This window comes from Tropicimonas aquimaris, from assembly GCF_042676185.1.
GTDB lineage: Bacteria > Pseudomonadota > Alphaproteobacteria > Rhodobacterales > Rhodobacteraceae > Tropicimonas > Tropicimonas aquimaris.
Genome location: NZ_JBHTJT010000007.1, coordinates 397,285 through 422,938, shown reverse-complemented (window position 1 = coordinate 422,938; position 25,654 = coordinate 397,285). Strand labels below are relative to the sequence as shown.

The 25,654-nt window shown below is 65.8% G+C and carries 26 protein-coding genes; 14 read left to right on the top strand and 12 right to left on the bottom strand.

Translation table 11 applies throughout. The features are described 5' to 3' along the window. Positions 1 to 2: 2 nt before the first annotated feature. Together ACFQ2S_RS05785 and ACFQ2S_RS05780 are read left to right on the top strand one after the other, a co-directional pair. Positions 3 to 713, top strand: a complete 711-nt coding sequence (locus ACFQ2S_RS05785; protein ID WP_386073637.1) for a biotin/lipoate--protein ligase family protein — start codon at positions 3 to 5, stop codon at positions 711 to 713. Then, entirely contained in the window at positions 710 to 1,189 is a 480-nt protein-coding gene (locus tag ACFQ2S_RS05780; RefSeq protein WP_386073460.1) for a DUF6505 family protein, read from the top strand. Before ACFQ2S_RS05785 ends, ACFQ2S_RS05780 begins: the two co-directional genes overlap by 4 nt. Before the next feature lie 33 nt (positions 1,190 to 1,222). On the opposite strand, the gene ACFQ2S_RS05775 is transcribed toward ACFQ2S_RS05780, so the two are convergent. Genes ACFQ2S_RS05775 through ACFQ2S_RS05765 form a run of 3 tightly spaced genes read right to left on the bottom strand, consistent with a single transcriptional unit; the run spans position 1,223 to position 3,443 of the window. Next, positions 1,223 to 2,032 carry a substrate-binding domain-containing protein gene (locus ACFQ2S_RS05775; protein ID WP_386073458.1) on the bottom strand — a complete coding sequence of 270 codons (810 nt, stop codon included), beginning with the start codon at positions 2,030 to 2,032 and terminating at the stop codon, positions 1,223 to 1,225. Then, positions 2,029 to 2,742 (bottom strand): ATP-binding cassette domain-containing protein, encoded by a 714-nt coding sequence (locus ACFQ2S_RS05770; RefSeq protein ID WP_386073456.1) that lies wholly within the window; start codon positions 2,740 to 2,742, stop codon positions 2,029 to 2,031. The genes ACFQ2S_RS05775 and ACFQ2S_RS05770 overlap by 4 nt, the downstream gene beginning before the upstream one ends. Further along, complete coding sequence (locus ACFQ2S_RS05765; RefSeq protein WP_386073455.1) at positions 2,739 to 3,443, bottom strand: ABC transporter permease; 705 nt, start codon at positions 3,441 to 3,443, stop codon at positions 2,739 to 2,741. The genes ACFQ2S_RS05770 and ACFQ2S_RS05765 overlap by 4 nt, the downstream gene beginning before the upstream one ends. Positions 3,444 to 3,696: 253 nt before the next feature. Here ACFQ2S_RS05765 and ACFQ2S_RS05760 point away from each other — a divergent pair, with 253 nt between their 5' ends. The 4 genes from ACFQ2S_RS05760 to ACFQ2S_RS05745 are packed head-to-tail and all read left to right on the top strand — an operon-like array spanning position 3,697 to position 7,382. Further along, the gene (locus tag ACFQ2S_RS05760) at positions 3,697 to 4,572 is read left to right on the top strand and encodes a formate dehydrogenase accessory sulfurtransferase FdhD (RefSeq protein WP_386073453.1); all 876 of its coding nucleotides are present in this window, start codon (positions 3,697 to 3,699) and stop codon (positions 4,570 to 4,572) included. Next, positions 4,565 to 5,176, top strand: a complete 612-nt coding sequence (gene mobA / locus ACFQ2S_RS05755; protein ID WP_386073452.1) for a molybdenum cofactor guanylyltransferase MobA — start codon at positions 4,565 to 4,567, stop codon at positions 5,174 to 5,176. Before ACFQ2S_RS05760 ends, mobA begins: the two co-directional genes overlap by 8 nt. Then, complete coding sequence (mobB, locus tag ACFQ2S_RS05750) at positions 5,173 to 5,667, top strand: molybdopterin-guanine dinucleotide biosynthesis protein B (protein WP_386073450.1); 495 nt, start codon at positions 5,173 to 5,175, stop codon at positions 5,665 to 5,667. Before mobA ends, mobB begins: the two co-directional genes overlap by 4 nt. Continuing rightward, positions 5,664 to 7,382 (top strand): molybdopterin-binding protein, encoded by a 1,719-nt coding sequence (locus tag ACFQ2S_RS05745; protein WP_386073448.1) that lies wholly within the window; start codon positions 5,664 to 5,666, stop codon positions 7,380 to 7,382. The genes mobB and ACFQ2S_RS05745 overlap by 4 nt, the downstream gene beginning before the upstream one ends. Positions 7,383 to 7,474: 92 nt before the next feature. Here the strand turns inward: ACFQ2S_RS05745 and ACFQ2S_RS05740 are convergent, their stop codons facing one another. Further along, on the bottom strand, positions 7,475 to 9,442 hold the full coding sequence (locus ACFQ2S_RS05740) for a sensor histidine kinase (RefSeq protein WP_386073447.1): 1,968 nt from the start codon (positions 9,440 to 9,442) through the stop codon (positions 7,475 to 7,477). Between the two features lie 223 nt (positions 9,443 to 9,665). Between ACFQ2S_RS05740 and ACFQ2S_RS05735 the strand changes: the two genes are divergently transcribed. From ACFQ2S_RS05735 to ACFQ2S_RS05715, 5 genes are all read left to right on the top strand, one after another. After that, a complete protein-coding gene (locus ACFQ2S_RS05735; protein WP_386073446.1) occupies positions 9,666 to 10,739 on the top strand; it encodes an extracellular solute-binding protein in 1,074 nt (357 codons plus the stop codon). A 78-nt stretch (positions 10,740 to 10,817) separates the two neighbouring features. After that, on the top strand, positions 10,818 to 11,927 hold the full coding sequence (locus ACFQ2S_RS05730; protein WP_386073444.1) for an ABC transporter ATP-binding protein: 1,110 nt from the start codon (positions 10,818 to 10,820) through the stop codon (positions 11,925 to 11,927). Between the two features lie 10 nt (positions 11,928 to 11,937). Beyond that, positions 11,938 to 12,804, top strand: a complete 867-nt coding sequence (locus ACFQ2S_RS05725; protein ID WP_386073442.1) for an ABC transporter permease — start codon at positions 11,938 to 11,940, stop codon at positions 12,802 to 12,804. A gap of 10 nt (positions 12,805 to 12,814) precedes the next feature. Continuing rightward, a complete protein-coding gene (locus tag ACFQ2S_RS05720; protein WP_386073440.1) occupies positions 12,815 to 13,675 on the top strand; it encodes an ABC transporter permease in 861 nt (286 codons plus the stop codon). Positions 13,676 to 13,679: 4 nt separating this feature from the next. Further along, the gene (locus ACFQ2S_RS05715) at positions 13,680 to 14,981 is read left to right on the top strand and encodes an NAD(P)/FAD-dependent oxidoreductase (protein ID WP_386073438.1); all 1,302 of its coding nucleotides are present in this window, start codon (positions 13,680 to 13,682) and stop codon (positions 14,979 to 14,981) included. A 7-nt stretch (positions 14,982 to 14,988) separates the two neighbouring features. On the opposite strand, the gene ACFQ2S_RS05710 is transcribed toward ACFQ2S_RS05715, so the two are convergent. The 7 genes from ACFQ2S_RS05710 to ACFQ2S_RS05680 all read right to left on the bottom strand — a co-directional run bounded on the left by ACFQ2S_RS05710 (position 14,989) and on the right by ACFQ2S_RS05680 (position 20,915). After that, entirely contained in the window at positions 14,989 to 16,353 is a 1,365-nt protein-coding gene (locus ACFQ2S_RS05710) for an FAD-dependent oxidoreductase (protein ID WP_386073436.1), read from the bottom strand. Between the two features lie 105 nt (positions 16,354 to 16,458). After that, positions 16,459 to 16,809 (bottom strand): hypothetical protein, encoded by a 351-nt coding sequence (locus tag ACFQ2S_RS05705; protein ID WP_386073434.1) that lies wholly within the window; start codon positions 16,807 to 16,809, stop codon positions 16,459 to 16,461. A 48-nt stretch (positions 16,810 to 16,857) separates the two neighbouring features. Further along, positions 16,858 to 17,583, bottom strand: coding sequence for an SDR family NAD(P)-dependent oxidoreductase (locus ACFQ2S_RS05700; RefSeq protein ID WP_386073432.1), 726 nt, complete (start codon positions 17,581 to 17,583; stop codon positions 16,858 to 16,860). 19 nt (positions 17,584 to 17,602) lie between these two features. Beyond that, positions 17,603 to 18,121, bottom strand: coding sequence for a TRAP transporter small permease (locus tag ACFQ2S_RS05695; protein WP_386073430.1), 519 nt, complete (start codon positions 18,119 to 18,121; stop codon positions 17,603 to 17,605). 3 nt (positions 18,122 to 18,124) lie between these two features. Continuing rightward, positions 18,125 to 19,399 (bottom strand): TRAP transporter large permease, encoded by a 1,275-nt coding sequence (locus ACFQ2S_RS05690; protein WP_386073428.1) that lies wholly within the window; start codon positions 19,397 to 19,399, stop codon positions 18,125 to 18,127. 58 nt (positions 19,400 to 19,457) lie between these two features. Then, complete coding sequence (locus ACFQ2S_RS05685; RefSeq protein ID WP_386073426.1) at positions 19,458 to 20,441, bottom strand: TRAP transporter substrate-binding protein; 984 nt, start codon at positions 20,439 to 20,441, stop codon at positions 19,458 to 19,460. 57 nt (positions 20,442 to 20,498) lie between these two features. Further along, entirely contained in the window at positions 20,499 to 20,915 is a 417-nt protein-coding gene (locus ACFQ2S_RS05680) for a cupin domain-containing protein (protein WP_386073425.1), read from the bottom strand. 410 nt (positions 20,916 to 21,325) lie between these two features. Here ACFQ2S_RS05680 and ACFQ2S_RS05675 point away from each other — a divergent pair, with 410 nt between their 5' ends. From ACFQ2S_RS05675 to ACFQ2S_RS05665, 3 genes are all read left to right on the top strand, one after another. Continuing rightward, positions 21,326 to 22,138 carry an IclR family transcriptional regulator gene (locus ACFQ2S_RS05675; RefSeq protein WP_386073423.1) on the top strand — a complete coding sequence of 271 codons (813 nt, stop codon included), beginning with the start codon at positions 21,326 to 21,328 and terminating at the stop codon, positions 22,136 to 22,138. An 88-nt stretch (positions 22,139 to 22,226) separates the two neighbouring features. Continuing rightward, on the top strand, positions 22,227 to 23,249 hold the full coding sequence (locus ACFQ2S_RS05670; RefSeq protein ID WP_386073421.1) for a zinc-dependent alcohol dehydrogenase: 1,023 nt from the start codon (positions 22,227 to 22,229) through the stop codon (positions 23,247 to 23,249). Between the two features lie 100 nt (positions 23,250 to 23,349). Then, the gene (locus ACFQ2S_RS05665) at positions 23,350 to 24,318 is read left to right on the top strand and encodes a C-terminal binding protein (RefSeq protein WP_386073419.1); all 969 of its coding nucleotides are present in this window, start codon (positions 23,350 to 23,352) and stop codon (positions 24,316 to 24,318) included. A gap of 30 nt (positions 24,319 to 24,348) precedes the next feature. Here ACFQ2S_RS05665 and ACFQ2S_RS05660 read toward each other — a convergent pair whose 3' ends face one another. Further along, positions 24,349 to 25,446 (bottom strand): Hint domain-containing protein, encoded by a 1,098-nt coding sequence (locus ACFQ2S_RS05660; protein WP_386073417.1) that lies wholly within the window; start codon positions 25,444 to 25,446, stop codon positions 24,349 to 24,351. Positions 25,447 to 25,654 lie beyond the last annotated feature (208 nt).

Genomic DNA, 25,654 nt, shown 5'->3' with positions numbered 1-25,654 from the left:
CGATGACGGAGACCGAAGAGCTGACCTTCCCGCCGCTGATGTGGGGCGAGGAGACCGGCGACGACGCGGTCGAGCATGCCGTGATGCGCGCGACGCTTGGGTGCGACGCGGGGCTGGTGGCCTACAACCTCGGCGCCTCGCGGCTGCAGGCGGCTCTGGTGTTCGCGCCCGACGTGCCGCTGGGCAAGGCGATGGCGATGTTGCCGCTCTGCGGGGTCAGCTTCCAGAACGCGCTCGGCGCGCTTGCCCCGCCAGAAGTGGCGGTCCACCTCGGCTGGGACGGCAGGATCCTCGTCAACGGCGCGAACTGCGGCGGCCTGCGTATCCTGGCCGACACGCGAGACCCGGGTGCCATTCCCGGCTGGATGGTCGTCGGCCTGACCCTGCCGCTTATCCCGGAGACCGACCGCCCCGGCGACACGCCAGACCGCACGGCGCTCTACATCGAGGGCTGCGCCGATGTTTCGCCGCCGCGGCTGCTGGAAGCCTGGGCGCGGCACACGCTCAACTGGATTGCCAGTTGGGAGGACGACGGCGCGCGCGCGCTCCATGCGGAGTGGCGCGGGCTGGCGCAGGGGATTGGCGAGGAAGCCACCTCCGGCGATCTCACCGGCACCTTTCTCGGTGTCGACGAGGATTTCGGCATGCTCCTGCGCGACGCGCAGACCACCCACTTGATCCCCTTGACGACGATTCTGGAGACCACCCCATGAACCTCGCCCGCGCCATCCATTTCGACGAGAGCGACCAGCGGGTCTATGCCGTGCCGGCGCGCACCGGGGAATGGTGTATATCCGGCGGCTTCGAGTTCTCCGACTGGACCGAGAGCGACCTGAGCGGCAAGGCGCGGCAGGCCTTCGCGAACGGCTGGTTCGGGCTCGAGACCAGCGGGCGCGTGACCTTCGTCGCGGTGACGCAGATCGAGGCCGCCGAGCTCGAAACCCTGAGGGACCTGCTGGCACAGCATTTCGTCACCTACTACGGCGCGCCGTCCGTCGAAGCAGCCCGACCGGTGGCTGCCGAAGAGATCGCCCACATGCGCGATCTTTGCGACGAACACGAGCCGAACACCCTGCTGACGGTTGCCCGGGAACTGACACCATCGGGCGTGCGCGAGGCCTACAGGCTCATCAGTCCAGAGAACGCGGGACTTGAGCAGTTCGCCATTCACGGCTCGCTCGACGAATAGGCGCCGACCGGCCCCCCGGCCTGCGCGCGCCGCTCACATCGGCTCGGCGTTGAAGACGAACAGCGTCTCACCGCCGATCGTGTAGCCGTCGATCAGACCCTTCGCCTTGTCGGAGGTCAGCCAGTATTCCAGCTTCATCGCCAGGTCATTCCGGACATGGCCATGCTTCTCCGGGTTGACCGGCAGGAATGCATACTGGTTGAACAGCACCGGATCGCCCGAAAAGAGCAGCCCCAGATCGGCCTTGTTGCCAAAGTTCAGCCAGCTCGCACGATCCGAGAGGATGTAGGCGTCGAGCCCCGCGGCGGTGTTCAGCGCCGCGCCCATGCCGGCGCCCACGGCGCTGTACCATTCCCCGAAGCTCCCGGCGTCCAGCCCGGCCGTCTTCCACAGGCTCAGCTCCATCTTGTGGGTGCCGCTGTCATCGCCCCGGCTGACGAACTTCGCTTCGGCGGAAGCGATCTTCTGCAGGCTGTCGACGGCGCTCTCCGCGCCCTTCACGCCCGCCGGGTCGGCCTCCGGCCCGATGAAGACGAAATCGTTGTACATGATCTCGCGACGATGGGTGCCGAAGCCCTGCTCGACAAAGGCTTCCTCGGCCGCGCGGGAGTGAACGAGGATCGCGTCCACGTCGCCGGTCTCACCCAGCTTGAGCGCCTGGCCAGTTCCGACGACCAGAAGCTGCACTTCCAGATCCAGATCGGTCAGGATCTCGGGCAGAAGAACCTCGGCCAGACCAGAGTTGTGAAAGGAGGTGGTAACGGCCATCTTCATCACGTCTGCCGCTTGGGCAGCGGTGCCGATGGCAAGCGCGCAGAGCGCGACAGAAAGCTTCCTGATCATTCGACAATGTCTCCATGCAGAAATGCCCGGGCTTCGGGCGTTGCGGGGTGATTGAAAAAGGTTTGCGCAGGGCCGGTTTCGTGCACCTTGCCGTGCAGCATGAAGACGACCTCGTCCGCCAGCCGCCGCGCTTGCCCCATGTCGTGCGTCGACAGGATCAGGCGTGTGCCGGAGGCCCGGGCCGCCACAAGGATCTCCTCGATTTCGCGCATCGCTCGGCCGTCGAGAGACGCACAGGGCTCGTCGAGAAACAGGAGCGCCGGTTCGGCGATCAGCGCACGGGCAAGCGCGAGCTTCTGCTGCTCGCCACCGGACAGGACGGTTGCCTGCCGGTCGAGCATGCCGCCGAGGCCCACGCGCCCCGCCCAGTCCGTGGCGCGCTGCATCGCCTCCCGCCGCCGAACACCGCGGATCCGCAGCGGATAGGCGAGGTTCTCCAGCACCGTTCGGCGCAGCATCACCGGCCGCTGGAACACGAAGGCCTGCGCCCGGCGCGCCTTCGACGTCGGGCAGGACCAGCGGATCGAGCCTGCCGTCAGCCGGGCCGCCCCGTGCATCAGCCGAAGGAGCGAGGTCTTGCCAGCGCCGTTTGGGCCGAGCACGACGCAGATGCCCTGCCCGCCCAGCGTCAGGTTCACCGGGCCGGCCAACACCTGCCCGCGTCGCGCCGTCTCGGCGCCTTCCAGCACGACGGGGAAAAGCGAACTCACCAACTGCCCTCCCGTTCGGTACGACTGAGCCAGTGGATCGCCAGGCTCACCGAGATCGCCAGCGCGATCAGCACGAAGCCGAGCGCCAGGGCCAGCGCGAAATCGCCCTTGCCGGTCTCCAGCGCGATCGCCGTGGTCAGCACCCGGGTCGCATGGTCGATGTTGCCGCCGACAATCATGATCGCCCCGACCTCTCCGATCGCCCGTCCGAAGCCCGCGAGCGCCGCGGTCAGCAGCGCACGGCGGGCATCCCACAAAAGCGTGGAGACCTTCTGCATCTGTGTGACGTTCATCGAGATCAGCAGGTCGTGGTATTCCTGCCAGAGATCTCGCAGCGACTGGTGGGCGATGCTGGCGATCAGCGGCACGATGATGATGACCTGCGCGATCACCATCGCTGTCGGGGTGAAGAGCAGCCCCAGAACCCCGAGCGGCCCGGAGCGCGAGAGCAGCACGTAGACGACAAGTCCCACGACGACCGGCGGCAGGCCCATAAGCGCGTTGAGCACCGCGATCACCACCCGCCGCCAGCGGAACCGCTTCACGGCGAGGATCGCGGCGAGGGGCATGGCGATCAGCGAGGCGACGAGCAACGCCGTGAACGACACCCGCAGCGAGCGGAGCGCGATCTCGACGAGTTCCGAATTGAACGTCACGACCAGCCAGAATGCCTGGACCAGCCCGCTCCAAAGATCGACCATCCGTCGACCACCCTCCCTGTTTGGGGGCGAACCTGTCAGGCCGCTCCCGGCAGTTCCAGCACAAATGGCTGGCACGGCGACAAAAAAAGCAGAATGACCCAATCGGCACGGAGACCGGTGCGCCGGCTGGACAATCTGTCCACGCCGCCCGACGGAGCATTAGAATGCCATGGGCTGGCGGCTTGCAACTTGCACTGGCAGCCGACAGGATGGCCGACGTAAACGATAGCCCACCCCCGACAGGACACCCAGCGTGACACCTCCGGATTACCCAATCCTCCCCTCCCCGACAGATCCCCGCCTGACGCGCCGGATATCGGGCACCGATCACACCGGCGCCGAGACAGAGATCTCGGTGGTAGAAGAACGTCCGCTAACGATCTTCCTCAACCGGCAGGAGGTTGTCACCGCCATGACCATCGGCGACTACCCCGAATACCTGGCCCTCGGGTTCCTGCGGAACCAGGGCATGCTGTTGGACGACGACGAGGTCACCGGGGTCGATTTCGACGAGGAGATCGAGACCGTCGTGGTTCGCACCGCGCGCGAGACCTCCTACGAGGAGAAGATGCAGAAGAAGATCCGCACCAGCGGCTGTGCGGTCGGCACGGTATTCGGCAACATGATGGAGGGGCTCGAGGGTCTGGCATTGCCGCCGGCCGAGATCCGTACGAGCTGGCTCTACGCGCTGGCGAAAGAGATCAACACCACCCCCTCGCTCTACCTCGAAGCCGGGGCGATCCACGGCACCGTGCTGTGCCAGCGGGACAGGCCGCTCGTCTACATGGAGGATGTCGGCCGGCACAACGCGGTCGACAAGATCGCGGGCTTCATGTTCCGTCACGGCGTGCCGGCGGAGGACAAGATCCTCTACACGACCGGGCGGCTGACCTCCGAAATGGTGATCAAGACCGCCCAGATGGGCATTCCGGCGCTGGTGTCCCGCTCGGGCTTCACCGCCTGGGGCGTCGAAATTGCCCGCCAGGTCGGGCTGACGCTGGTAGGCCGGATGCGCGGGCAGCGCTTCGTCTGCCTGTCCGGCGAGGAACGGCTGTTACGCGACGCGGACCCGTCCGCCGTCTCGGAAGAGGCGTCGAAACACCGGCGCAAGGCGGCCTACGATGGCTGATATCGCAGGGGTAATCCTCGCCGGCGGCCTCGCGACACGCATGGGCGGCGGCGACAAGGGGCTGCGGCCACTGGGCGACCGGCGGCTGATCGACCACGTGATCTCCCGGCTGGCGCCGCAGGTCGGGGCAATGGCGCTCAATGCCAACGGGGACCCTGCGCGTCTGGCCGAGTTCGGCTTGCCGATCCTGCCGGACCCGATACCGGGCCACCCCGGTCCGCTTGCGGGCGTTCTGGCCGGCCTGGACTGGGCCGCCGAGGCGGGCGTCCCTGCCATCGTGACCGCCGCTGCCGACACCCCCTTCTTCCCGGAGGACCTCGTCGCCCGGCTTTCCGCCGCCGCCGGCCCCAAGGGCCTGGCGCTGGCCGGGTCCCGCGACAGCGACCGCAAGCTCTGGCGCCAACCCACCTTCGGGCTCTGGCCGGTGTCGCTTCGGCACGATCTGCGGGCCGCGCTGGAGGACGGGCTGCGCAAGGTCGTGCTCTGGACCGACCGTCACGAGGCCGGACTCGCCGAGTTCGACGCCACGACCCGCGACCCCTTCTTCAACGTCAACACCCCCGAGGACATACGCGCCGCCGAGCGCCTGCTGGAGGCGCAATGAGGCTCTATGGGGTGACTGGCTGGAAGAACGCCGGCAAGACCGGGTTGATGGAGCGGCTGGTCGCGGAAATCGCCGCGCGGGGGCACAGCGTGTCGACCGTCAAGCACGCCCACCACGACACCGATGTGGACCAGCCCGGACGGGACAGCTTCCGCCACCGGGAGGCCGGGGCACGCGAGGTGCTGCTGGCCTCGCCCAACCGATGGGCCCTGATGAACGAGCTGCGTGGCGCAGCCGAGCCGGCGCTCGACGAGTTGCTGACCCGCATGTCCCCGGTCGACCTGGTCCTGATCGAGGGCTACAAGCGCGCGCCGCATCCGAAGGTCGAGGCCTACCGGCAGGAAACCGGCAAGCCGCCGCTCTCGGATGGCAACGACTCGATCCGGGCGATCGCTTCCGATTGCCCTTTGCCGGATGCAACGCTCCCGGTCTTCGACCTCGACGACACAGCCGCCATCGCCGGCTTCATCCTGAAGGAGGTCGGCCTGTGAAGTGCGACCGCGTCGCCATCGTGACCCCGGCGGAGGATGGCCTCTGGCTGGCCATCGCCACGTCTGGGAGCGTTACGGCCCATCGCTGCACTGACCCCGCCGAAGCCGTCCTGATGCTCTCCGAGGCACCAGCCGGCGCGACCCTGCTCGGCGTGAACGACGCGCCCGAGGCCTGGCGTGAGCCATGCGGCCCGGAGGCCGCCACCTGGCCCGGCGCAACCTCCGCCCCCTTGCTCGTCGCCCGCATCGATCCGGCCTTGCTGGCGGCCGAAGCACATGCTTTCGCCGAAGCGCACCCCGGAACCACCCCGGCCGAAGCACAGGCCCGGCAGATGGCCATGGCGCTGCTCGCGCTGTCCGAGGAAGGCGCCCTGCCCGACCTCCTCGCCGCCACGTTCGCACCGGTTCTTGGCGCCGACCACGTGCTGGACCTGCGCCGCGCCCTGCCCGCGACGCTGGAGCCGCCGCGGCTGCGGGACGATTGTTTCGCCATGCCGCAGGGCGTGGACTGGGTGCCGGTGGACGAGGCGCTGTCGCGGCTGCGGCAGGCTCTGATCCCCGTTGCCGGGATCGAGACCTGCGCCACGGCGGACGCGGGTGGAAGAATCCTGGCCGAGCCGTGCCGGGCCCGGCGCTCCAACCCGCCCTCGCCCAACTCCGCGGTCGACGGCTACGGCTTCGCCCACGCCGCCACCGGTGCTGGGCCGCAGCGCCTGCCGCTGGTCGACGGCCGCGCCGCAGCCGGACAACCCTATGGCCAGCCCGTGCCCGAGGGCGCCGCGATCCGCATCCTCACGGGGGCGATCCTGCCCGAGGGCGTGGATACGGTCGTGCTGGAGGAGGACACGGCGAGCGATGGCGCTTCGGTGGTCTTCGACGGACCTGTGAAGCCACGCGCGAACACCCGCAAGGCGGGCGAGGACGTGGACGAGGGCGGCACGGCGCTGCCAGCGGGGCAGCGCCTCAGGGCGCCCGACCTGGCGCTGCTGTCCGCCCTCGGCATTGCGGAGGTCGCGGTGCATCGGCGCTTGCGGGTCGGCGTGCTGTCGACCGGAGACGAGATCATCCCCTCGCCCGATCTGCCCGCCCAGCCGCACCAGATCTGGGACGCCAACCGGCCGATGCTGCTGCGCCTCGCGGAGGGCTGGGGCTACGCCCCGGTGGACCTCGGTCACGTCAGGGACGACTCCACGGAGATCGAACGCCGACTGAATGACGGCACGGAGCAGGCCGACGTGATCCTCACCTCCGGCGGAGCTTCGGCGGGCGACGAGGACCACGTCTCCGCCCTGCTGTCCTCACGCGGCACCCTGTCGAGCTGGCGGATCGCGCTCAAGCCCGGCCGGCCGCTTGCGCTGGCCACGTGGCAAGGCGCGCCGGTCTTCGGGCTGCCGGGCAACCCGGTCGCGGCGTTGGTCTGCGCGTTGATCTTCGCGCGTCCTGCGCTGTCACTCATGGCCGGCGCGGGCTGGGTCGCGCCGATGGGGTTCGACGTGCCGGCCGCGTTCACCAAATCCAAGAAGCCCGGACGGCGAGAATACCTCCGCGCCCGACTGAACGACCAAGGGGCAGCCGAAGTCTTCGCCTCGGAAGGCTCGGGCCGGATCAGCGGGCTCAGCTGGGCGACCGGGCTTGTCGAGCTGCCGGATGGGCCGATTGCGGTCGAGCCGGGCATGCCGGTACGGTTTCTCCCCTACGCGGGCTTTGGCATCTGACGGCGCAAACTCGGTTTCGCGCGGAGGATCAAGAAGGCTTTTCAAGTATCCGAAATGGAATGGGATTTTCGATCCGATAAGCATCACTTGAATCATGCATCTTCCCCCAATGGATCGGTGACCGGAAGCCAGACGCGGAACTCTGCTCCGCCCTCCGGACGGTTTCGGGCCGTGATCAGACCGCCAGCCCGCTGCACGAGCGTCTGCGAGATCGAGAGCCCCAAGCCCGTCCCTTCCGCCTGCTTGGTCGTGAAGAACGGATCGAACACCGCGCCAAGCCGGCCTTCGGGGATGCCAGGCCCGGTGTCCGCAACGCTCAGGCCTACGCCTTCGCGCCCTTCCCGAGCCTCCGGGCGCAGTGACAGGTCGATCCGGCCGCCCTGCTCCATCGCCTGCGCCGCGTTGACGATCAGGTTCACCACGACCTGCTGCAACTCTCCCAGATCGATCCGCACCGGCGGCGACGGGTCGAGGGCCTTTCGTACCTCGATCCCGCGACTCGATATCTCGTGCTCGACGAAGACCAGGCAATCCTCGACCGCCGCCCCTAGGTCCACCCAAGGATCGCTGCCGGCGAAGTCGCCGGGCCGGGCGAATTGCAGGAGTTTGCCGACGATGGTCTGGATCCGGGCCACCTGCCGATCGATCAGGTCGAGCTCGGTCGCTACCGGCTCCGCTTCGCGCCCGAGGATCTCGTGGATCACGTCCACATTGCCCTGGATCACGGCGACGGGGTTGTTGATCTCGTGCGCCACCCCGGCGGTAATCTCTCCGATCGAGGCGAGCTTCTCGCTCATCACCAGCTGCTGGAAGGTCTCCTCCAGCTTCACGTTGGCCTCCCGCAGCTCTGAGGTCCGTTGCTCTACCCTCTCGTGCAGCACGTCGGCCCATTCGCGCAGCCTGCGGTCGCGGTCCTGGACCTGGTCCAGCAGGTCGTCGAGATGGGCCGCGACGAGGCCGATCTCGTCCCGGCTGCCGCGGTGGTTGTTGCGGGCCGACAAGTCACCCTGCCCGACCCGCCGCATCGTGTCGTTCATGCGCTCCAGCGGCGCGAAGATCCCCTTGGCCATCCACAGGAACACCGGCACCGAGAGCGCCAGCACCGCCGCAAAGGCCACCATCATCCACAGGTATGCGGCCTGTTTGGCGGCGTCGAACGGCGCTTCCAGAAACCCCACATAAAGCATGCCGACCCGCTCGCCGAAGCTGTCGGTCAGCGGCAGGTAGCCGGAGATGTACCAGTCGTTGACCACGAAGGCGCGGTCGAGCCAGGTGTGGCCCTCGCCCAGCACCTCCCCGCGCACCGCTGCGGAAACCCGCGTACCGAGCGCGCGCACGTCCTCGAAGAGCCGCACGTTTGTCGAAATGCGCACGTCGTCGAGAAAGAGCGTCGCCGTGCCCTGCCGCTCGCCGCCGGTCACCGCGTTCAGGTAGACCAGCGCGTTGATCGAATCGATGAAGTCGAGGTTCCGGTTCAGCAGGATGCCGCCCACCAGAACGCCCGTCCGGCCGCCAGGCCGCACAGGGCTGGCCGCATGGACGACCATGCCACGGTCCTCGGCGAGCCGCGTGGTCGGTACGGCGGCCTCCGTCTCGATCAGCGGGATCCGGGCGCGCGCCGCAAGTTCGGGGGACAAACCCGCGAGATCGGAAGCGCCGAATATGTCGATCCGCGTGTCCGCCCGTCCGGCCAGCCCGGAGGCGATCACCGGCCAGTGATCCGCCACACCCGCGGCCTCATCGGCGGAGAGGTAATAGAGGAAATCCAGACCCATCGCCGCCTTTCGGCGTTCGAAGAAGGCGGCTGTCTCGTCCCCGCCGCCGTCGAGCACCCGGGCGAACTCCGCGGATTCGGCCACGCCGCGAAGTTCGTCGCCCGTGCCGGCCATGATCCGGGACAGGTACTGCTCCGCGATCCTGAGGTCGCTTTCCACGTTGGCGATCAGAACCTTGTCGTAATCGGCTGTCCAGCGGGTCATCCCGATCAGCAGGAGCGCCGGCATCAGCACGACAAGCGGCGCCAGCGCCAGCACGAGCAGGCGCAACCGGACGGAGCTCATGTGGGCATTCCCTGAGGCAGCATGCGGGTCAGACTACAGGCCGGAACCGGCGGCGGGCAAGCAGCAGACCCACGCGGGCGCGCCCGCGGCCCGCAGCAGAAGTGTATCGGAGGGCTCTGAAATCGCGGCGAAAACGAAGCCGAAGACAAAGCCGGATTTCTGTCCTACAGTCCCGACAGGAGCCCACCGAGAGGCTCCACAGCAATTTCACAGGGAGTTTACGATGAGATCTAGCATAGTGTTGCCCGGCCTTGTGGCCGCCACGGCCCTGATGGCGTCAACCGCCAGCGCCGAAACCCTTCGCCTGTTGACCTGGGGCTCCTACGCGCCCGAGGAGCTGATCCAGAAATTCGAGGAGAAATACCCTGACATCAAGGTCGAAGTGACCTTCTCCAACAACGAGGAGATGATCGCCAAGCTCCGCGCGACCGGCGGCGCCGGATTCGATCTGGCCCAGCCCAGCCACGACCGCATCTACGCCGCGCAACTTGAATACGACATTTACAAGCCGCTCGACCTGTCCCAGATCAACACCGACATGATGTCGCCGGTGCACTTGGAGGCGGTGAAGGCCAACACCACGATCGACGGCAACGTCTACGGCGTGCCGCACCAGTGGGGCACCACCGGCCTGATGGCAGACATTACCCAGGCGCCCGACGTGAACGGCTGGGAGGATCTCTGCGATCCGGCCTACAAGGGCAAGACCTCGATGCGGCTGAAGCGGACGATCCTGCTGGCCACGGCCTTCTCGATGGGCGAAGACCCCTTCGCGATGTACTCCGACCTCGACAAGTACCAGGAACTGCTGGACAAGGTCGCGGACGAGCTCATCGCCTGCAAGGAAAACATCAAGGCCTATTGGCAGGGTGGCGACGACTTGTCGGCGATGATGCTCTCGGGCGAGATCGTCGCGGCTGAAACCTGGGATTCGACCGCCTACAAGCTCTACGACCAGAACCAGAACATCGTGTTCATTCCGCCAGAGACCGGCGCGCTGACCTGGATCGACACCTTCGCGATCCCCGCCAAGGGCAAGGCCGACGACGCCGCCTACAAGTGGATCAACTTCGTGCTCGAACCCGAGAACATCACGATCATGTCTGCCAGCACCGGCGCCATCGCGGCGGTCAACGGCGGCGCGGACCTGCTGCCCGAGGACAAGAAGGCGGCGGTGAACGCGGCCTTCACGCAGGCCGACATCGACAACCTGAAGTTCTTCGCCAACATTCCGCCGGGTGTCGAGGACATGGAAGGCAAGACGCTGGAGAAGATCAAGGCCGCCACCGGAGGCTGACCTGACACGACCGGAGCGGCGCCAGGTGCGCCGCTCCGACCCCTTCCCCGAGAATTCAAGACAAAGACACGGGACGCCATGACCGCAGCGGACGCCTATGACCTCGAATGCACGGGGGTGAGCAAGGATTTCGGAGACTTTCGCGCAGTCGACGATGTCTCCTTCCGGATTCCGAGCGGCACCTTCTTTTCCATTCTGGGGCCGTCGGGCTGCGGCAAGACCACGCTGATGCGGATGATCGCCGGTTTCGAGGATCCGTCCGCAGGCGAAATCAGCATCAAGGGAAAGTCCGTGCTGTCGGTGCCGCCGAACAAGCGCAACGTGAAGATGGTGTTCCAGCACCTCGCGCTGTTCCCGATGATGAATGTCTACGAGAACATTGCCTACGGGCTGCGCTGCGCCGGGGCCTCCAAGGACGAGATCGCGCGCAAGGTGGCCGACGTGCTGGAGCGCGTCGCCCTGCCCGACCTCGCCCGGCGGGAGATCCACCAGCTCTCGGGCGGACAGAAGCAGCGCATCGCGATCGCCCGCTGCATGGCGCTGAATCCCGACGTGCTGCTGCTCGACGAGCCGCTCGGCGCGCTCGACCTCAAGCTGCGCGAGGCGATGAAAATCGAACTCAAGCTTTTGCAGAACCAGTTCGACACCACCTTCGTTTACATCACCCACGACCAGTCCGAGGCGCTGGTCATGTCCGATTACGTCGCCGTCATGAATGCCGGACGCTTCGAGCAGGTCGGACGGCCGGAAGAACTCTACCACGCGCCGGAAACCGCCTTCGTGGCCGGGTTCGTGGGGGATTCGAACCGCTGGCAGGGGCGTGCCGTCGATGTGCAGGGCGGCGAGGTCAAGGTCGAGACCGAGGCCGGCCTCACGGTAGTCGGCACCCCGCGCGGCGCGCGTGAAATCCCCCCCGGCGAGGCCGTCGAGGTGTTCATCCGCCCGGAGTTCGTCACCGCGAGTCCGCTGGATGCCTCGCCCCCGCAGCCTGCCGCCGAGAACACGGTTCGCGGCAAGGTCGACGGCGTGCTCTTCAACGGCGCCAACAGCCGCGTCCTGGTCCGCGGCCCTGCGGGCGACCTGATCGAGGCCGACGTCGTGGTCACCGGCGGCCCACAGGACCTACGGGAGGGCGACGCGGTGCGGCTCGACTGGGCAAGTGCTCAGACCATGTGTTTCGCCAGTTGAGGAGCAGGTCATGTCCGCCGATGCCAAACGCCTGTCGCTGATCCTGCTCTTCGCCCCCTTCGCGCTGTGGATCTCCCTGCTGATCATCCTGCCGCATATCGGCATGGTGGCCCTCTCGCTGCGCGAGAAGGTGGCGCCGCGGGTCTACGAATTCGGCTTCGGCAACTACATCGACTTCATCAACGAGCCGATCTACTGGAACACGCTGCTGCGAACCGGTTCCATGTCGCTGCTCGTGACCGTACTGGCGCTGCTGATTGGCTTCCCGGTCGCCTATTACATCGCCAAGATCGCCGGCAAGCGGTCCCGCGGCGCGCTGTTCCTGATGTGCCTGATCCCGCTCTGGGTGAGCGACCTGATCCGCGCCTTCGGCTGGATCCTGCTGCTGCGCGAAACGGGCGTGGTCTCCAGCATGCTGATCTGGACCGGCATGACCACCGAGGGCATCGAGTTCCTCTACAACGACGTGACGGTCGTCGTGGGCCTCGTCTACACGGTGATCCTCTTCATGATCGTGCCGCTGGTCTCGACCCTCGACGGCATGGGCGACGACATGATCGAGGCCGGCTACAACCTCGGCGGCAACACCCTGACCGTGCTCAGGCGGATCATCATCCCCTACGCCATGCCCGGCATCGTCGCCGGCTGCATCGTCGTCTTCATGCTGACGGCCGGGAGTTACCTGACGCCGATCCTGCTCGGCGGCAAGAATTCGAGCTGGTTCACCGAGCAGATCTACGACCAGTTCATCACCCGTTTCAACTGGGAGTCCGGTGCGGCCTTCGGGATCCTGCTGCTCGCCTTCACCTCGCTTGTCGTCTGGCTCGGGCTGCGGCTCAGCGGGCAGTCGCTTGCGAACACCGTGGCAAAGACCTGAGGCGCGGCGCATGGCACGGGCAAACACAAATCGCGCGCTGATGTTCGGCTACAGGGCCTATGTCGTGGCCTTCTTCGTCTTTCTCGCCGCGCCGCTGGTTGCGGCGGGCACGTTCGCCTTCAACGACTCGCTCTTCCCCGCCCTGCCCTGGCAAGGCTTCACGCTGGACTGGTTCTTCAACGACACCGAACCCAAGCTCGGCATGTTCCACGACAGGCGGCTGCTGCGCGGTCTCTACTATTCCTTCGTGATCGCGCTGATGGTCTCCGCCCTCTCGGTCGCGGTCGGCACCACCAACGCCTTCCTCTTCGTGCGCCGCGACTTCCCGTTCAAGAACGTGTTCTACATCATGATGATTGTGCCGCTTGTCATTCCAGGCGTCATCCTCGGCATCTCCATCCTCGTGCTGGCGAGCAACATCGCGAACTCGATGGAGAACCGGTTCGGGATGGAGCTGGAATTCCTGCGACCCGGGATCTTTCTCGTCGTGATGGGGCAGTTCTCCTTCGTCACCACGATCACCTCGCTCGTCATCACCGCCCGCTTGCGCAAGTTCGACCAGTCGCTCGAGGAAGCCGCGCTGAACCTCGGCGCCGGGCACGCACGGGTGTTGCGCACGATCACCTTGCCCTTCCTCCGCCCGGCAATGATCGCGGCGGGCATCGTGGCCTTTCTCGTCTCCTTCGAGAACTTCAACACCACTCTGTTCCTGGTGGGGTCCGAAAGCCCGCTCACGATCACCATGTATGACCGCATGGCCAAAGTCGGCTCGACGCCGGTGCTCAACGCCGTCTCCTTCTTCCTGATGGTCGGCTCGGGGATGCTGGCGCTGATCTCGGTCGCGGTGCAGCGCCCACCACGGTCCGACTAGCCACATGCCCCGCGCTTCCGCCTTCGCCCCGGACTACAAGGCGGCCCCCTACTGGTGGGAAGCGAGCCCGCCCGACAGCGCCACGGCCGATGCCCTCCCGGCAGAGGCAGATGTGGTCGTCGTGGGCTCCGGCTACACCGGGCTGCACGCAGCGCTTCAGGCGGCTCGCGCGGGGCTCGGCACGGTGGTTCTCGAGGCCGAAACGCCGGGCTGGGGATGCAGCACGCGCAACGGCGGGCAGGTCTCGACCAGCGTGAAACCCTCTTTCGCAATGCTCACGGCGCGCTACGGCGCGGACACGGCGGAGGCGATCCTACGGGACGGGCAGGCCTCGCTGGACTTCACGCAGGCGTTCATCGCGGAGGAAGGGATCGACGCCGATTTCCAAAGCGTCGGGCGCTTCCACGGAGCACATCTCGCCAAGAGCTACGACCATCTCGCCCGCAGCATCGCCACTCCGAATCCGGCCTTCGAGACCGGCGCCTACATGGTGCCACGCGCCGAGATGTCGGCGGAACTGGGGACGGAGGCCTACCACGGCGGGGCAGTCTTTCCAAAGCACGCGAGCCTCGATCCGGGGAAGTATCACGCCGGGCTGCTCGCACTCTCCCGGGCGGCGGGGGTGCGGATCGTGCCGACCTGCCGGGCCACCGAGTTGGAGCGGCTGGACGCGGGTTTCCGGGTGCGGACCGAACAGGGCGCGATCAGGGCTGGGAAGGTCGTGCTCGCTACCAACGGCTACAGCGGGCCACTGTCGCCCTGGCACCGGCGGCGGGTCATCCCCATCGGCTCCTACGTCATCGCCACCGAGCCCATCGCCCCGGAATTGATGGACCGGCTGTTTCCGACCGACCGCGTCCTCTCGGACACCCGCAAGCTGGTCTATTACTACCGCCCCTCGCCTGACAGGACACGGGTACTGTTCGGTGGCCGGGTGTCGCTGGCGGAATCCGATCCGGACAGGAGCGGACCGATCCTGCTCGCCGAGCTGATCCGGCTCTTCCCCGACCTAGAAGGCACCCGCATCAGCCATTCATGGGCTGGCACGGTCGCCTACAGCTTCGACACGCTGATGCATTGCGGCGAGGATGCCGGGCTGTTTCACGCCATGGGGTATTGCGGCTCCGGCGTCGGGATGGCCGGCTACCTCGGCATGAAGATCGGCCGGCAGGCGGCCGGGCTGGACGGGGGCGAGACGGCCTTCGACCGCATCCCGCACCCGACCCGGCCATTCTACTCCGGATCGCCGTGGTTTCTCGCGCCCTCGGTGCTGGTCTACCGCATCCGGGATCGTTTCGGCTGGTAGCCGACGGTCAGTGGATGCGCACGCCCTGGCGCTGCAATTCCGCCTGAACCGCGCCCAGATCGACCTCCGCGAAATCGCGTCCGGACTTCACCGCCAGCGCGGCGGCGACGCCCGCCCCCTGCCCCACGACCGCACAGCAGGACATGTTGCGCGTGGCCGCATGGGCGATCCGGTCGCCCCCGGTCGACCGGCCTGCCACCAGCAGGCCCTTGACCCGTTGCGGCAACATCGAGCGATAGGGCAGCTGCATGTAGCGCCCGGTCGTCGGCAGGATCAGGATGCCGTAGCCGTCGATGAACTCGGGATAGATCCCGATCGAATCCTCGAACCGTCCCTGCTCGCGCACATCGGTCTCGGTCATGTTGTAGGCGGCGTCGATCTTGCGCGTGTCGCGGATGCCGATGGTCATGCCGAAATTCCTCAGACGCGCGCCCTCGCAGCCCGGCATGAAGCGCCGGAGCGCCTCGACCGCCAGCATCGCCTGCCGACGCCCCTCGATCTCGCCGCGGGTGAGGCTGTCGGGGTCGGTGCCGTCCACCTCGTCGAGATGGATCAGGTTCATGTAGGTCAGCTCGCCGGTATCGTGCATCGCGCCCCAGGTGCCTGCGATGGTGTTCAGATGCGGCGGGATCAGCCCTTCCTCGATGGCCCGCTCGAAGGGCTTCTTGATGAAGGGCGAAAACATGTCGTCCTCCTTGCCGGAGGTCTCGATGGTCCATTCGCCACCGCCGCCCCAATCCTTGTAGGTCTGCGGATCGGCCTTGATCCCCTCCATGAAGGCCCGCTTGTCGACGCCCGCGAGGTGGAACATCACGGAGGCCGCCATCATCTTCTCCGGGGGCGTCATCAGGGTCGGAGCGCCGGCCCGGTGGGCAACGTCAGCGTCGCCGGTGGCGTCGATCACCAGCTTGCCGAGGATCGCCTCGCGCCCTGCCTTGGACTCGGTGATGATCCCGATCACGCGGTCGCCGTCCATCACCGGCGCGACGAACTGGCGATGCATCATCGGCCGGATGCCAGCCTCCTCGACCAGGCGGTCGGCGACGATCTTGAAGCCCTCGCTGTCCAGCTCGTAGCTCAGCGACTGGCTCTCGGGCACCGCGGCGCCCATGTCCCTTGCGCGGTCCTCGAACTCGCGCCCGATACCGCCGGCCTCGATGGTGGCCTCGTGGCGATACCAGGCAAAGCCTTCGACCCCGACGGCGGTGATGTTGCCGCCGAAACAGCCGAAGCGCTCCACCAGCGCCACTTCGACACCGGCCCGGGCCGCCGCGAGCGCAGCGGCCAGCCCGCCGGGGCCGGAGCCGACCACGATGACATCGGTTTCGTGGATGACATCCACGCTGCGGGCGGGTTCGGTGATCTGGCGCATGAGGGCTCCTGTGTGGCCGGCGCGAATCCGGGCCACCGGCGCGCACACGTTAGGTGGCCGGATCACAGCTTGGCAACTGGCGTTGGACGCGCCGCGCTCTGTCCCTCAAAGACGCGCCTCTGCCCCCTCGCAGCCGTCCAGCAGGCGGCCCCGAACCCACGCCTGCGACGCGGCCTCGAACATGTCGGCCCAACTCGAGAACGCCGTGGTCTCGCGCACGATCCTCTCCCACTCTGCATCTGGAATGCGCTCCAGCGCAGCCTCGTCCACCCGCGCCTCCCCGGCCAGCGCGAACATCGCGGCGACCGACGGCAAGGACGTGAAGGCCGTCATGAACTCCGGCGTGAGCAACTGGGCCAGCGATACCGTCTCCTCCGCCCGCAGGCGTTGGGCATTGGCCATGATCATGTCGATGTTGTTGTAGATCAGGTCGCGGGCGGAGGTGGCACTGCTCATCGTTTCTCCTTTGGTCGGGTCGGTGTGGCGGGCGCGGCAGCTTGCCCTCTAGCGCATGTGCAGGCCGCCGTTCACGTCGATGCTCTCGCCGTTCACGAAGTCGTTCTGGATGACGAACCGGATCGCGTCGGCAATGTGCTCGGCCACGCCATTGCGCTTGAGCGGGTTGGCCTCGGCCCAGGCGGTCATCATCTCGGGCGTCGCGGCCTTTTCGTGGAACGGGGTGTCGATCACACCGGGCGAGATCGAGTTGACGCGGATGTCGGGTGCAAGCTCCTTGCACCAGCCGCGGGTCAGCGAATCCACTGCGCCCTTGGCGCTGCCGTAGATCGTCGCTCCCGGCGCGCCGTGGCGCGAGGCGACGGAGGTGAGATTCACGATGCAGGGGTTGGTGCCACGCCGCAGCAGCGGGATCGACAGCGAGGTGATCTTCATCAGCGAGAACACGTTCAGCGCATAGATCTCCTCCATCAGCCGCCATTCCAGCCCGTCGACCGGCTGCCGCCGGATCAGGCCGCCGGCGTTGTTGATCAGTACGTCGAGCGTGTTCGTCAGTTTGGCGATCTGGCGGAACAGGTCGATACAGGCGATTTCGCTGGTGATGTCGCATTGCAGGAGATGCACCTTGGCGACGTCCGACAGTTCCGCCTTCAGCGCCTCGGCCTGCTCCACCGACCTGTTGTAGACGAGAAACAGCTCGTTGCCCGGGGCCAGCAGGCGCGCTGTCGCCGCGCCAATGCCGGTGCTCGCGCCGGTGATCAGAAGTTTCGACATTGCCATGTCCTTTCCGTTATCAGGTTCCGCTGTCCGGCTGTTGCCCGCCGTGCGACGTTCCGAAGAGTTTCGTCAGGTACATCACCAGGAAGAACACCGAGACGACGGTCATGTAGAGCCCGGCTGCCGGCATCACGACGTAGAACAGCTTTCTCGGGATCTGGAAGACCGGCGACGCCGCGCTGGCCTTGGTGACCAGCGACCAGGCGAACCAAGTGAAGGCGGACAGGAAGAAGATGTTGATGCACTCGATCACGCTGAGCAGCAGGTATTTCGCCCGCGTGCCTTCCAGCAGCGCCTCGACCAGGTCGATCTTGGGGTGATGCTGGTTCCGCCACAGCACGGCGGCGGTGGCAAAGACGATCCATGCGAAGCTCAGCTCGACGATCTCGTCGAACCACCCCATCGAGAAGACGGGGTAGAACCGCAAGATCACGTTCAGCGACAGCAGAACGAAGAGCAGGCAGAGCAGCGAGACGGCCATCACCCGCAGGGCCCGGACCAAAACGCTGTCGATCTTGAAGATGAAATCCAGCATCGCCTACTCCATCAACCAGACTGTGGACAGGGACACGGCCGGAACGAAGGCCACCAACAGCAACACGACGAAGATCCCGAGAATGTAGGGAGCCACCTCGCGACTTAGGGCCGTGATCTTGACGTTGCTGATCGAGGCGACCGCGTAGAGGCACATGCCGACCGGCGGGCTTAGCAGACCAATCATCGACGCCAGGATCATCACCACCCCGAACTGGACTGTGTCCATCTCGATCAGATCGATCACCGGCATGAAGATCGGCACGCAGATCAGGATCACCGCGATCCCTTCGAGGAACATGCCGAGCACCAGCAGCGCCCCGATGATGATGAGCAGCAGAAGCACCGGGGATTGCGTGACCGTGGTGAGGCCCGAGACCATCGCCTGCGGCACCTGGTTCATGGTGAGCACCCAGGCGAAGAAGCCGGCGGTCGCCATGATGAACATCACACGCACAGTGTGGAGCAGTGTGTCCTCGAGGATGTGCCAAAGCTTGGCCCAGGTGAGTTCGCGATAAACCAGTCCGCTGAGGCCGAGGGCGTAGATACATGCGATCACCGCCGCTTCGGTGGGCGTGAACCAACCGCCAAGAATGCCGCCCACGATGATGATCGGCGTCAGCAGGGCCAGAAACGCCTCGCTGAAACTCTGCCGCAGCTCGCTTCCGGGCAGTTTCGGACGGCGCGGGTAGTTACGTCTCCTGGAGATGAAATAGACGGCGACCGCCATCGCGATGCCCATGAGCACGCCGGGCACGATCCCGGCGACGAAGAGCTTGCCGACCGAGACACCCGTCATCGATCCGTAGATGACGAAAGGGATGCTCGGCGGGATGACCGGGCCGATGGTGGAGCTGGCGGCCGTCACAGCAGCGGCGAATTCCGGGTCGTAGCCGTCATCGACCATCGCCTTGACCTCGATCTTGCCGAGCCCGGCAGCATCGGCGACAGCCGCGCCGGACATGCCCGAAAAGATTAGCGAGGCGAAGATGTTCACCTGCCCCAGCCCGCCCCAGTAGTGGCCGACCGCGGCCTTGGCGAAGCGGAAGATCTTCTCGGTAATCCCGCCGGTGTTCATCAGGTTGCCGGCAAGGATGAAGAAGGGAATGGCGAGCAACGTGAAGCCGGTCGTGGATGAATACATCCGCTGGGCCATGAGCCCGAGGGCCGGCAGGTTGTCCTGCATCGCGACCAGAGAGATGGCGCCAAGCGCAATCGCAACCGGAACGCCCATCATGATAAGGAAAACAAGGCCCACGAAGATGAGCGTCGGCGACATCTGACCCTCCTGAATTACGGGGAACCTGACGGCCCGGACGGACCGTCAGGCAGTGGTGTCAGAGCATGTCGAGGAAGGCTTTCAGATTGTCCTCGCCGGCGTATTTGCCGATGGCCTCGTAGGCCGGACCCATCTTCGCCTTGAAGAGTTCGCGGTCAGGATAGGTCACCTTCATCCCCTGCGCTTCCAGCTCGGAGATCAGCTTCTCGTCCTCTTCCGTCATCAGCTCGCGCATCAGATTGCCGGCAGCGGCGCTTTCTTCCTTCAGGATCGCCTGCTGCTCCGGCGTCAGCTTGTCCCAACTGCTCTTGGAGATGACGCTCACCATCGAGTTGTAGACGTGCTGGGTGATGGCCAGGTTGTCCTGCACTTCGTAGATCTTGTTGTGGAAGATCACCGAAAGCGGGTTCTCCTGCCCGTCGACGACGCCCTGGCGCAGGGCCAGATACAGCTCGTTGAAGGCCAGTTGCGTGACGTTGCCGCCAAGCGCGGACATGGCGGCCTGAAGCTGGAGTTCCGGCGGCGTGCGCAGCTTGAGCCCTTCGACATCCTCGGGCACGTTCACGGGGCGCACGCCGTTGGTCAGGTTGCGGAACCCCCAATCCCAGTTGGACAGGTACACAAGGCCTTGCGCCTCAAGGTCCGGACCGGCCCATTCGATGAAGGGTCCATCAAGCACCTGGTAGACGTGCTCGCGGTCGCGGAACGCAAAGGGCGTCATGACGGTCGCGAACTTCTTGGAGTACTTGTCAAGGTGCCCTTGCGTCGGCAGCGACATGTCGATAGCGCCGAGCACGTTCTGCTCCAGCACCTCGTCGGGCGCGCCCAACTGGTTGGCGGGGAAGATCGTGATCGTGACCTCGCCATTGGTGCGCTCGGCCACGCGGTCGGCCATTTGCTGAGCCGCAACATTGGCGGGGTGGTCGATCTCGGCATAATGGCCGAGCTTGAGCGTCACCTCGGCCTGTGCGGCGCCCAGAGCGATCACGCTCAGTGCGGCGCCGTAAGCCGTGGCCTTCATCATCGTCGACAGCATTCCCATGGTTTCCTCCCTTGAAGTGTCGATACGTGGTGTCGTTGGCGTGTCTGGTCGGGGTCGTCAGTCCTCGATGTTGTTCTTGGCGGGATATGTCCCGTCGGCGTTCGGCATGGTGCCGTATTGCGCCATCTTGGCCAGGTGCTCCGGCCGGTGCGGCGCGAAGATGTCGATCGCCTTCATGCCGGTTTCTGTCTTGCCGCCATGCGGTACATTCGAGGGGTGTACCGCGACATCGCCTGCCTTCATCGGCATGAGCTGGCCGTCGATGATGTGATCCTCGGTGCCCTCGGTCATGATCATGATCTGCTCGCACTCGTGGTGATGGATCGGGAAGGTCGCCCCCGGCGGGTTCTCGATGAAGCTCACCATGATGTTGTCGCCGAGCAGGAACCGGGTACTGATTCCCTGGTCCTCGACGATCGGCGTCAGCGGCAAATCCTTGATGGTGTAAACGTACTGCTTTCTCTCGCTGCCCATTGGCGTGTCTCCCTGTCTCGCCGGCCGTCGGGGATCGGGCCCGCTTGCCATGACTGTTCATAAATGAAAGCATTTCGTCAAGTATGAAATCTTGATGGCCGCGCGACTGCGCGCCGCACAGCTCCGCCCATACGAAGGCCAGGCGTGCGACATCCCGATCCAAAACACAGGAGGGAGTTCGGGTTTTTTCTTAATTATTCATCTGGTTAAGCGAAAGCTCACGTCGCACCGAACCCTGCGCCTATTTTCATATGCAAATAACATTGCTTGCATATAAATTTTTGATACTCTGAGGACGCTGAAGACAGCCATGTGCCGGCCATAAGGCTCCAGGTTCGGTCGGCCTTGCCGACAGACATGCTGGGCAGTACTGGCCGGTAGGATGGAGAAACCGGCCGGGGGAGAATGCCATGACAGAACAGACCGCCGTGACAGACCAAGCCGACAAGTACCGGGCCCCCGCCCTGGAACGCGGACTGGATGTTGTGGAACTGCTTAGCATCCGCGACGAGCCCATGTCCAAGAAGGAGATCGCCGACGCCCTGGGGCGGTCGGTGAACGAACTGTTCCGGATGCTGGTCGTGCTGGAGCGCCGCAACTACATCGCGCTCGAGAAGGGCACCGGCAAGTACCGGCTGACCCTCAAGATGTTCGAACTTTCCAACAAGCACCCGCCGATTGAGCGGTTGCTCAGCGCCGGACGGCCGGAACTGGCCAAGCTGGCGGAACTGACCCAGCAATCGTGCCACATCGCCGTCTATCACGACGGGGCGATGCTGATCGTCGCCAAGCAGGAAAGCCCCTACAAGATGGGCTTCTCGATCCGGCAGGCCGCCCGCATCGACGTTCACGGGTCGGGTTCCGGCCTTGCGATGCTGGCCTTCAAGACCCCCGAGCAACGAAACGCGATCCTTGCGGCGACCACCGCAACCCCCGAGCAGGCCCGGAGCGCGCTGTCGCAGATGGACACGATCCGCCGCCAGGGGTTCTTCTTCGGCGCGAGCCCGCAGGTGAGCGGCATCACCAACATCAGCTACCCGGTGTTCAACTCGGAAGGCGAGGTCGAGGCGGTTCTGACCATGCCCTTCCTGACGCTGAACTCCGACAGCCTCCATCACCAGGTCGTGAGTTTCGAGGATTCGCGCAACGCGGTCGCACGGTCGGCGGCAAATCTGATGGCGGCGATCGGGGGCAGACCTCCAGAGCCCTCGTCCGAGACGTAACCGCCCGCGAGGCAATCGCGGACGGCAGAAGAAGTTGCGGCGCAAGAGCAGGTTGCCCGGGCGCCGGCCCCCAGAAAGGAGTGGCTACATGAAAGCGCTGGTCTACACCGCACCACACAAAGTCGAGGTGCAGGATATCCCCGTCCCCGAGGGGCGCAGCGGGCAGGCGAAGGTGCGGATGCGCTATTGCGGTGTCTGCGGAACGGATATCGGCATCTTCACCGGCAAGCACCCGCGCGCCAAGGCGCCGCTGGTCCTCGGGCACGAGTTCGTCGGCACCATCGAGGAGGTGCGGGCCGGCTCCGGCAAGTTCGCGCCCGGCGACCGGGTGGTCGCCTATCCGCTGATCTCCTGCGGCGAATGCCAGCCCTGCCGCACCGGCCATCCGCATGTCTGCAAGACCCTCAAGCTCATCGGCATCGACCGGGACGGCGGCATGGCCGGTTACGCCTGGATCGACGAAGACGTGCTCTTCAAGGTGCCCGACACCCTGAGCGACGAGATCGCCGCGCTGGTCGAACCGCTCGCCGTGATCGTCCGCTCGCTCCACCAGGCCAAATTCAACCTGCTCGACACCACCGTCGTCACCGGCGCGGGGCCGATCGGCGTGCTGACCGCGATCGTGCTCAAGCACTCCGGCGCCTCGCGCATCGTGATCTCCGACATAGACCAGGCCCGGCTCGACCTCTGCAAGAGTTTCGGCTTCGAAACGGTGAATGTGGCTCGGGGAAACCTCGTCGAGTATATCGACACCACGACCGACGGCGAAGGCGTCGACATCGTCTTCGAATGCTCCGGCGTGGAGAGCGCCGCCGCCGAGATGACCCGCCTCGCCCGCGTCGGCGGCACCATCTGCATGACCGGCATCCACAAGGCGCCACGCTCCGTCGATCTGCGCGACATTAATTTCAAGGAGCAGATCCTGATCGGATCGCGCGTCTATACGAAGCGCGAGTTCGAGATGTCCGTGGCCTATGCGGAGACGCTGGCCGAGGACCTCGCCAAGGTCGTCACCCAGACCGTGCCGCTGAGCGGGGCCGCGACGGTGTTCGACATGATCGCCGACCCTGCGGTGAACGCTGTGAAGGTGCTCGTCGATTGCGAGGCGTGACGCGGGTGCCCGGCCCGTCCGATATCGCATTCCCGCCGCTCCCATGGTCGGTGGCCCAATTGGCCACCGCCCCAGAGTTCGGACAACGAAGGAAAACCCGATGAAGATTGTCGTCGCCGATTGCGACCACGAGTCGATGGAGATCGAGAAGAACATCCTCGCCGACGCGGGGCTAGATTACACGCATTTCGCCTGTCGCACCGAGGAAGACTTGATCACGCAATGCGCGGGGGCCAATGTCATACTCACGCAATACGGCCCCTTCACCGACCGGGTCCTTGCCGCGCTCCGGCCCGATCTCGGGCTGGTCGTGCGCTACGGGGTCGGCGTCGACACCGTCGATCTCGACGCAGCGACGCGGCACGGCGTTCAGATCTGCAACGTGCCAGATTACGGTATGTACGAGGTGTCTGACCATGCGCTCGGGCTGATGATGGCGCTGGTGCGCAAGATCCCGATGATCGCGGCCGCCACGCGCCGGGGCGAGTGGGATTACCGGATGGCGATCCCGGTGCGACGGATCAGGGACATGACGGTGGGTGTTCTGGGAGTCGGTCGGATCGGCCGGCTCTTTGCCGAGAAGGTCGCGGCCCTGGGCAGTCGGGTGGTGCTCTGCGACCCCTACAAGCCAGGGCTGTGCGAGCTTCTGCCCGGCGCCGAGCAGCTGACCTTTGACGAGATGATCGCGATCGTCGACGTGGTCTCGATCCATTGCCCCCTGTCGGAGGAAACCCGCGGCATCATCGGCGCGTCCGAGATCGCGCGCATGAAGCCCGGTGCGATCATCCTCAACACCGCGCGCGGCGGCATAGTCGACGAGGACGCGCTGGCCGAGGGGCTTGCCTCCGGCAAGCTGGGCGGGGCCGGGATCGACACGGTGGAGTCCGAGCCTCTGGCGGCCACCTCGCCCCTGCTCTCCTTCGAGAACTGTATCGTGACGCCACACATGGGCTGGTATTCCGAGCAATCCGCGCAGGAACTCAAGCGCAAGGTCGCCGAGGAAGCCGTCCGCTTCGCGCGTGGCAAGCCGCCCGCCTACCCGGTGAACCAGCTCGCGTCTGAGGCCTGAAAACACTTCGGCACGCCCTTCCGGTACCCGCTATGCCAACGAAGAAATGCCGGCCCCGCCCGGCGGGCGTGCGATCAGTGCGGTTCGCAGGTTCTTCGCATGGCGTTCCACCAGTCGGATCTGCCGTTTCCGACTGGGGATCGTTGCCGCGGGCTCCGGGCACCAGGCCGCGTCGGCCATCTCGGGAAAGAGCGTGAGGATCTCCTCGCGGGCGGCGGGCGACAGCGCCTTGAGCGCGACCGGGCCGGCGAGGAGCGCCTCCGTCGGCGCGCCGTTGGCTGTTACCACGACATGCTCGTCGAAGAGCATGTGGAAGTACCGGACACCTTTCATCTCCGGCTCGATCTCGAACCCCGGAAGGGCCGTCAGGCGGATCGCACTGACTAGCACGCCGTGCGCATGAAACATCCGCTGTGCGATCTTCGAGCTCACCAGCAGGCGATGTTGGCGCGAGGTCCGGAGGTCAGCTTTGGGCAGGCCGTGGCCGAGCGCGCCCGCCCGGATACGGATCGGACGCAGCTTGGGGTTCTGCGCCATCTCTTCCGCCGTCACCCGCCGCGAGCCGATCCAGCGGATCGGCAACGGCCCCTTGCTGGTGGAGACAACGTCGCCGGGCGCGAGATCCTCGATCAGGCGGTCCCCCGACGGCGTCTCGATCCGGGTGCCATCGGCCAGACAGACCATGATCGAAATGTCATCGACCAACGCCCCATAGCTGTCGTTCGGCCCGATCTCCGTTAACCGTAGCGTGTAGTCCCCGGCGACGGGAAAGGTGATCTCGAAACTGTATGTCATGAAATCCGTCGTGGTCGGAAGGATCGTCTCGCTGAAAATGACGCTTCCATCCGCATTGAGCAGTTCCACCGTGAAGCCGTCCTGTCCGGCTTCCACCGGACCGGATGCCCGCAGCGCGGCATCGAAGACCAGATCGGTTGTCACCGGATTGCTGACCGAGAAGGTCTGCTGCATGACGGTTGTCTGGTCCTTGCTACCGTTCATCTCCGCGACCCGGTCGGTCGACCCGTTCCGCTGGTAGGTGTTCTCGGTGTGTTGAGCTTCGATGTCGGTTCCAGACCAGCCGCTGGCCTTGTCATCGAAGCTCCCGTTCACGATCAACTCTATCGGCACCCCACACCTCTCCCGTGTACTCGTTCAAACCTTTACCGTTATCGGATGAGGGAAAACCTAACGCGTGTGGCGAAAGTTGAGCGAAACGCGGGCGCGAGCATGGGAGGGCGGGATTTCGGCGGCCTCACCTGTCATCCCGTGGGCGCCACTGTCTCCTCGCGAGCGCAACGGTACCGCGGGATGCGGACAGGCCTCGTTTGATAATCGA

What these genes read in the sequence shown, in the direction of transcription:
- ACFQ2S_RS05670 (WP_386073421.1), top strand. Translation starts at nt 22,227, where the DNA reads ATGAAAGCGCTGGTCTACACCGCACCACACAAAGTCGAGGTGCAGGAT.
- ACFQ2S_RS05735 (WP_386073446.1), top strand. Translation starts at nt 9,666, where the DNA reads ATGAGATCTAGCATAGTGTTGCCCGGCCTTGTGGCCGCCACGGCCCTG.
- ACFQ2S_RS05775 (WP_386073458.1), bottom strand. Translation starts at nt 2,032, where the DNA reads ATGATCAGGAAGCTTTCTGTCGCGCTCTGCGCGCTTGCCATCGGCACC.
- ACFQ2S_RS05680 (WP_386073425.1), bottom strand. Translation starts at nt 20,915, where the DNA reads ATGGGCAGCGAGAGAAAGCAGTACGTTTACACCATCAAGGATTTGCCG.
- mobB (WP_386073450.1), top strand. Translation starts at nt 5,173, where the DNA reads ATGAGGCTCTATGGGGTGACTGGCTGGAAGAACGCCGGCAAGACCGGG.
- ACFQ2S_RS05665 (WP_386073419.1), top strand. Translation starts at nt 23,350, where the DNA reads ATGAAGATTGTCGTCGCCGATTGCGACCACGAGTCGATGGAGATCGAG.
- ACFQ2S_RS05715 (WP_386073438.1), top strand. Translation starts at nt 13,680, where the DNA reads ATGCCCCGCGCTTCCGCCTTCGCCCCGGACTACAAGGCGGCCCCCTAC.
- ACFQ2S_RS05710 (WP_386073436.1), bottom strand. Translation starts at nt 16,353, where the DNA reads ATGCGCCAGATCACCGAACCCGCCCGCAGCGTGGATGTCATCCACGAA.
- mobA (WP_386073452.1), top strand. Translation starts at nt 4,565, where the DNA reads ATGGCTGATATCGCAGGGGTAATCCTCGCCGGCGGCCTCGCGACACGC.
- ACFQ2S_RS05780 (WP_386073460.1), top strand. Translation starts at nt 710, where the DNA reads ATGAACCTCGCCCGCGCCATCCATTTCGACGAGAGCGACCAGCGGGTC.
- ACFQ2S_RS05700 (WP_386073432.1), bottom strand. Translation starts at nt 17,583, where the DNA reads ATGTCGAAACTTCTGATCACCGGCGCGAGCACCGGCATTGGCGCGGCG.
- ACFQ2S_RS05705 (WP_386073434.1), bottom strand. Translation starts at nt 16,809, where the DNA reads ATGAGCAGTGCCACCTCCGCCCGCGACCTGATCTACAACAACATCGAC.
- ACFQ2S_RS05675 (WP_386073423.1), top strand. Translation starts at nt 21,326, where the DNA reads ATGACAGAACAGACCGCCGTGACAGACCAAGCCGACAAGTACCGGGCC.
- ACFQ2S_RS05765 (WP_386073455.1), bottom strand. Translation starts at nt 3,443, where the DNA reads ATGGTCGATCTTTGGAGCGGGCTGGTCCAGGCATTCTGGCTGGTCGTG.
- ACFQ2S_RS05740 (WP_386073447.1), bottom strand. Translation starts at nt 9,442, where the DNA reads ATGAGCTCCGTCCGGTTGCGCCTGCTCGTGCTGGCGCTGGCGCCGCTT.
- ACFQ2S_RS05785 (WP_386073637.1), top strand. Translation starts at nt 3, where the DNA reads ATGACGGAGACCGAAGAGCTGACCTTCCCGCCGCTGATGTGGGGCGAG.
- ACFQ2S_RS05730 (WP_386073444.1), top strand. Translation starts at nt 10,818, where the DNA reads ATGACCGCAGCGGACGCCTATGACCTCGAATGCACGGGGGTGAGCAAG.
- ACFQ2S_RS05720 (WP_386073440.1), top strand. Translation starts at nt 12,815, where the DNA reads ATGGCACGGGCAAACACAAATCGCGCGCTGATGTTCGGCTACAGGGCC.
- ACFQ2S_RS05725 (WP_386073442.1), top strand. Translation starts at nt 11,938, where the DNA reads ATGTCCGCCGATGCCAAACGCCTGTCGCTGATCCTGCTCTTCGCCCCC.
- ACFQ2S_RS05695 (WP_386073430.1), bottom strand. Translation starts at nt 18,121, where the DNA reads ATGCTGGATTTCATCTTCAAGATCGACAGCGTTTTGGTCCGGGCCCTG.
- ACFQ2S_RS05685 (WP_386073426.1), bottom strand. Translation starts at nt 20,441, where the DNA reads ATGGGAATGCTGTCGACGATGATGAAGGCCACGGCTTACGGCGCCGCA.
- ACFQ2S_RS05690 (WP_386073428.1), bottom strand. Translation starts at nt 19,399, where the DNA reads ATGTCGCCGACGCTCATCTTCGTGGGCCTTGTTTTCCTTATCATGATG.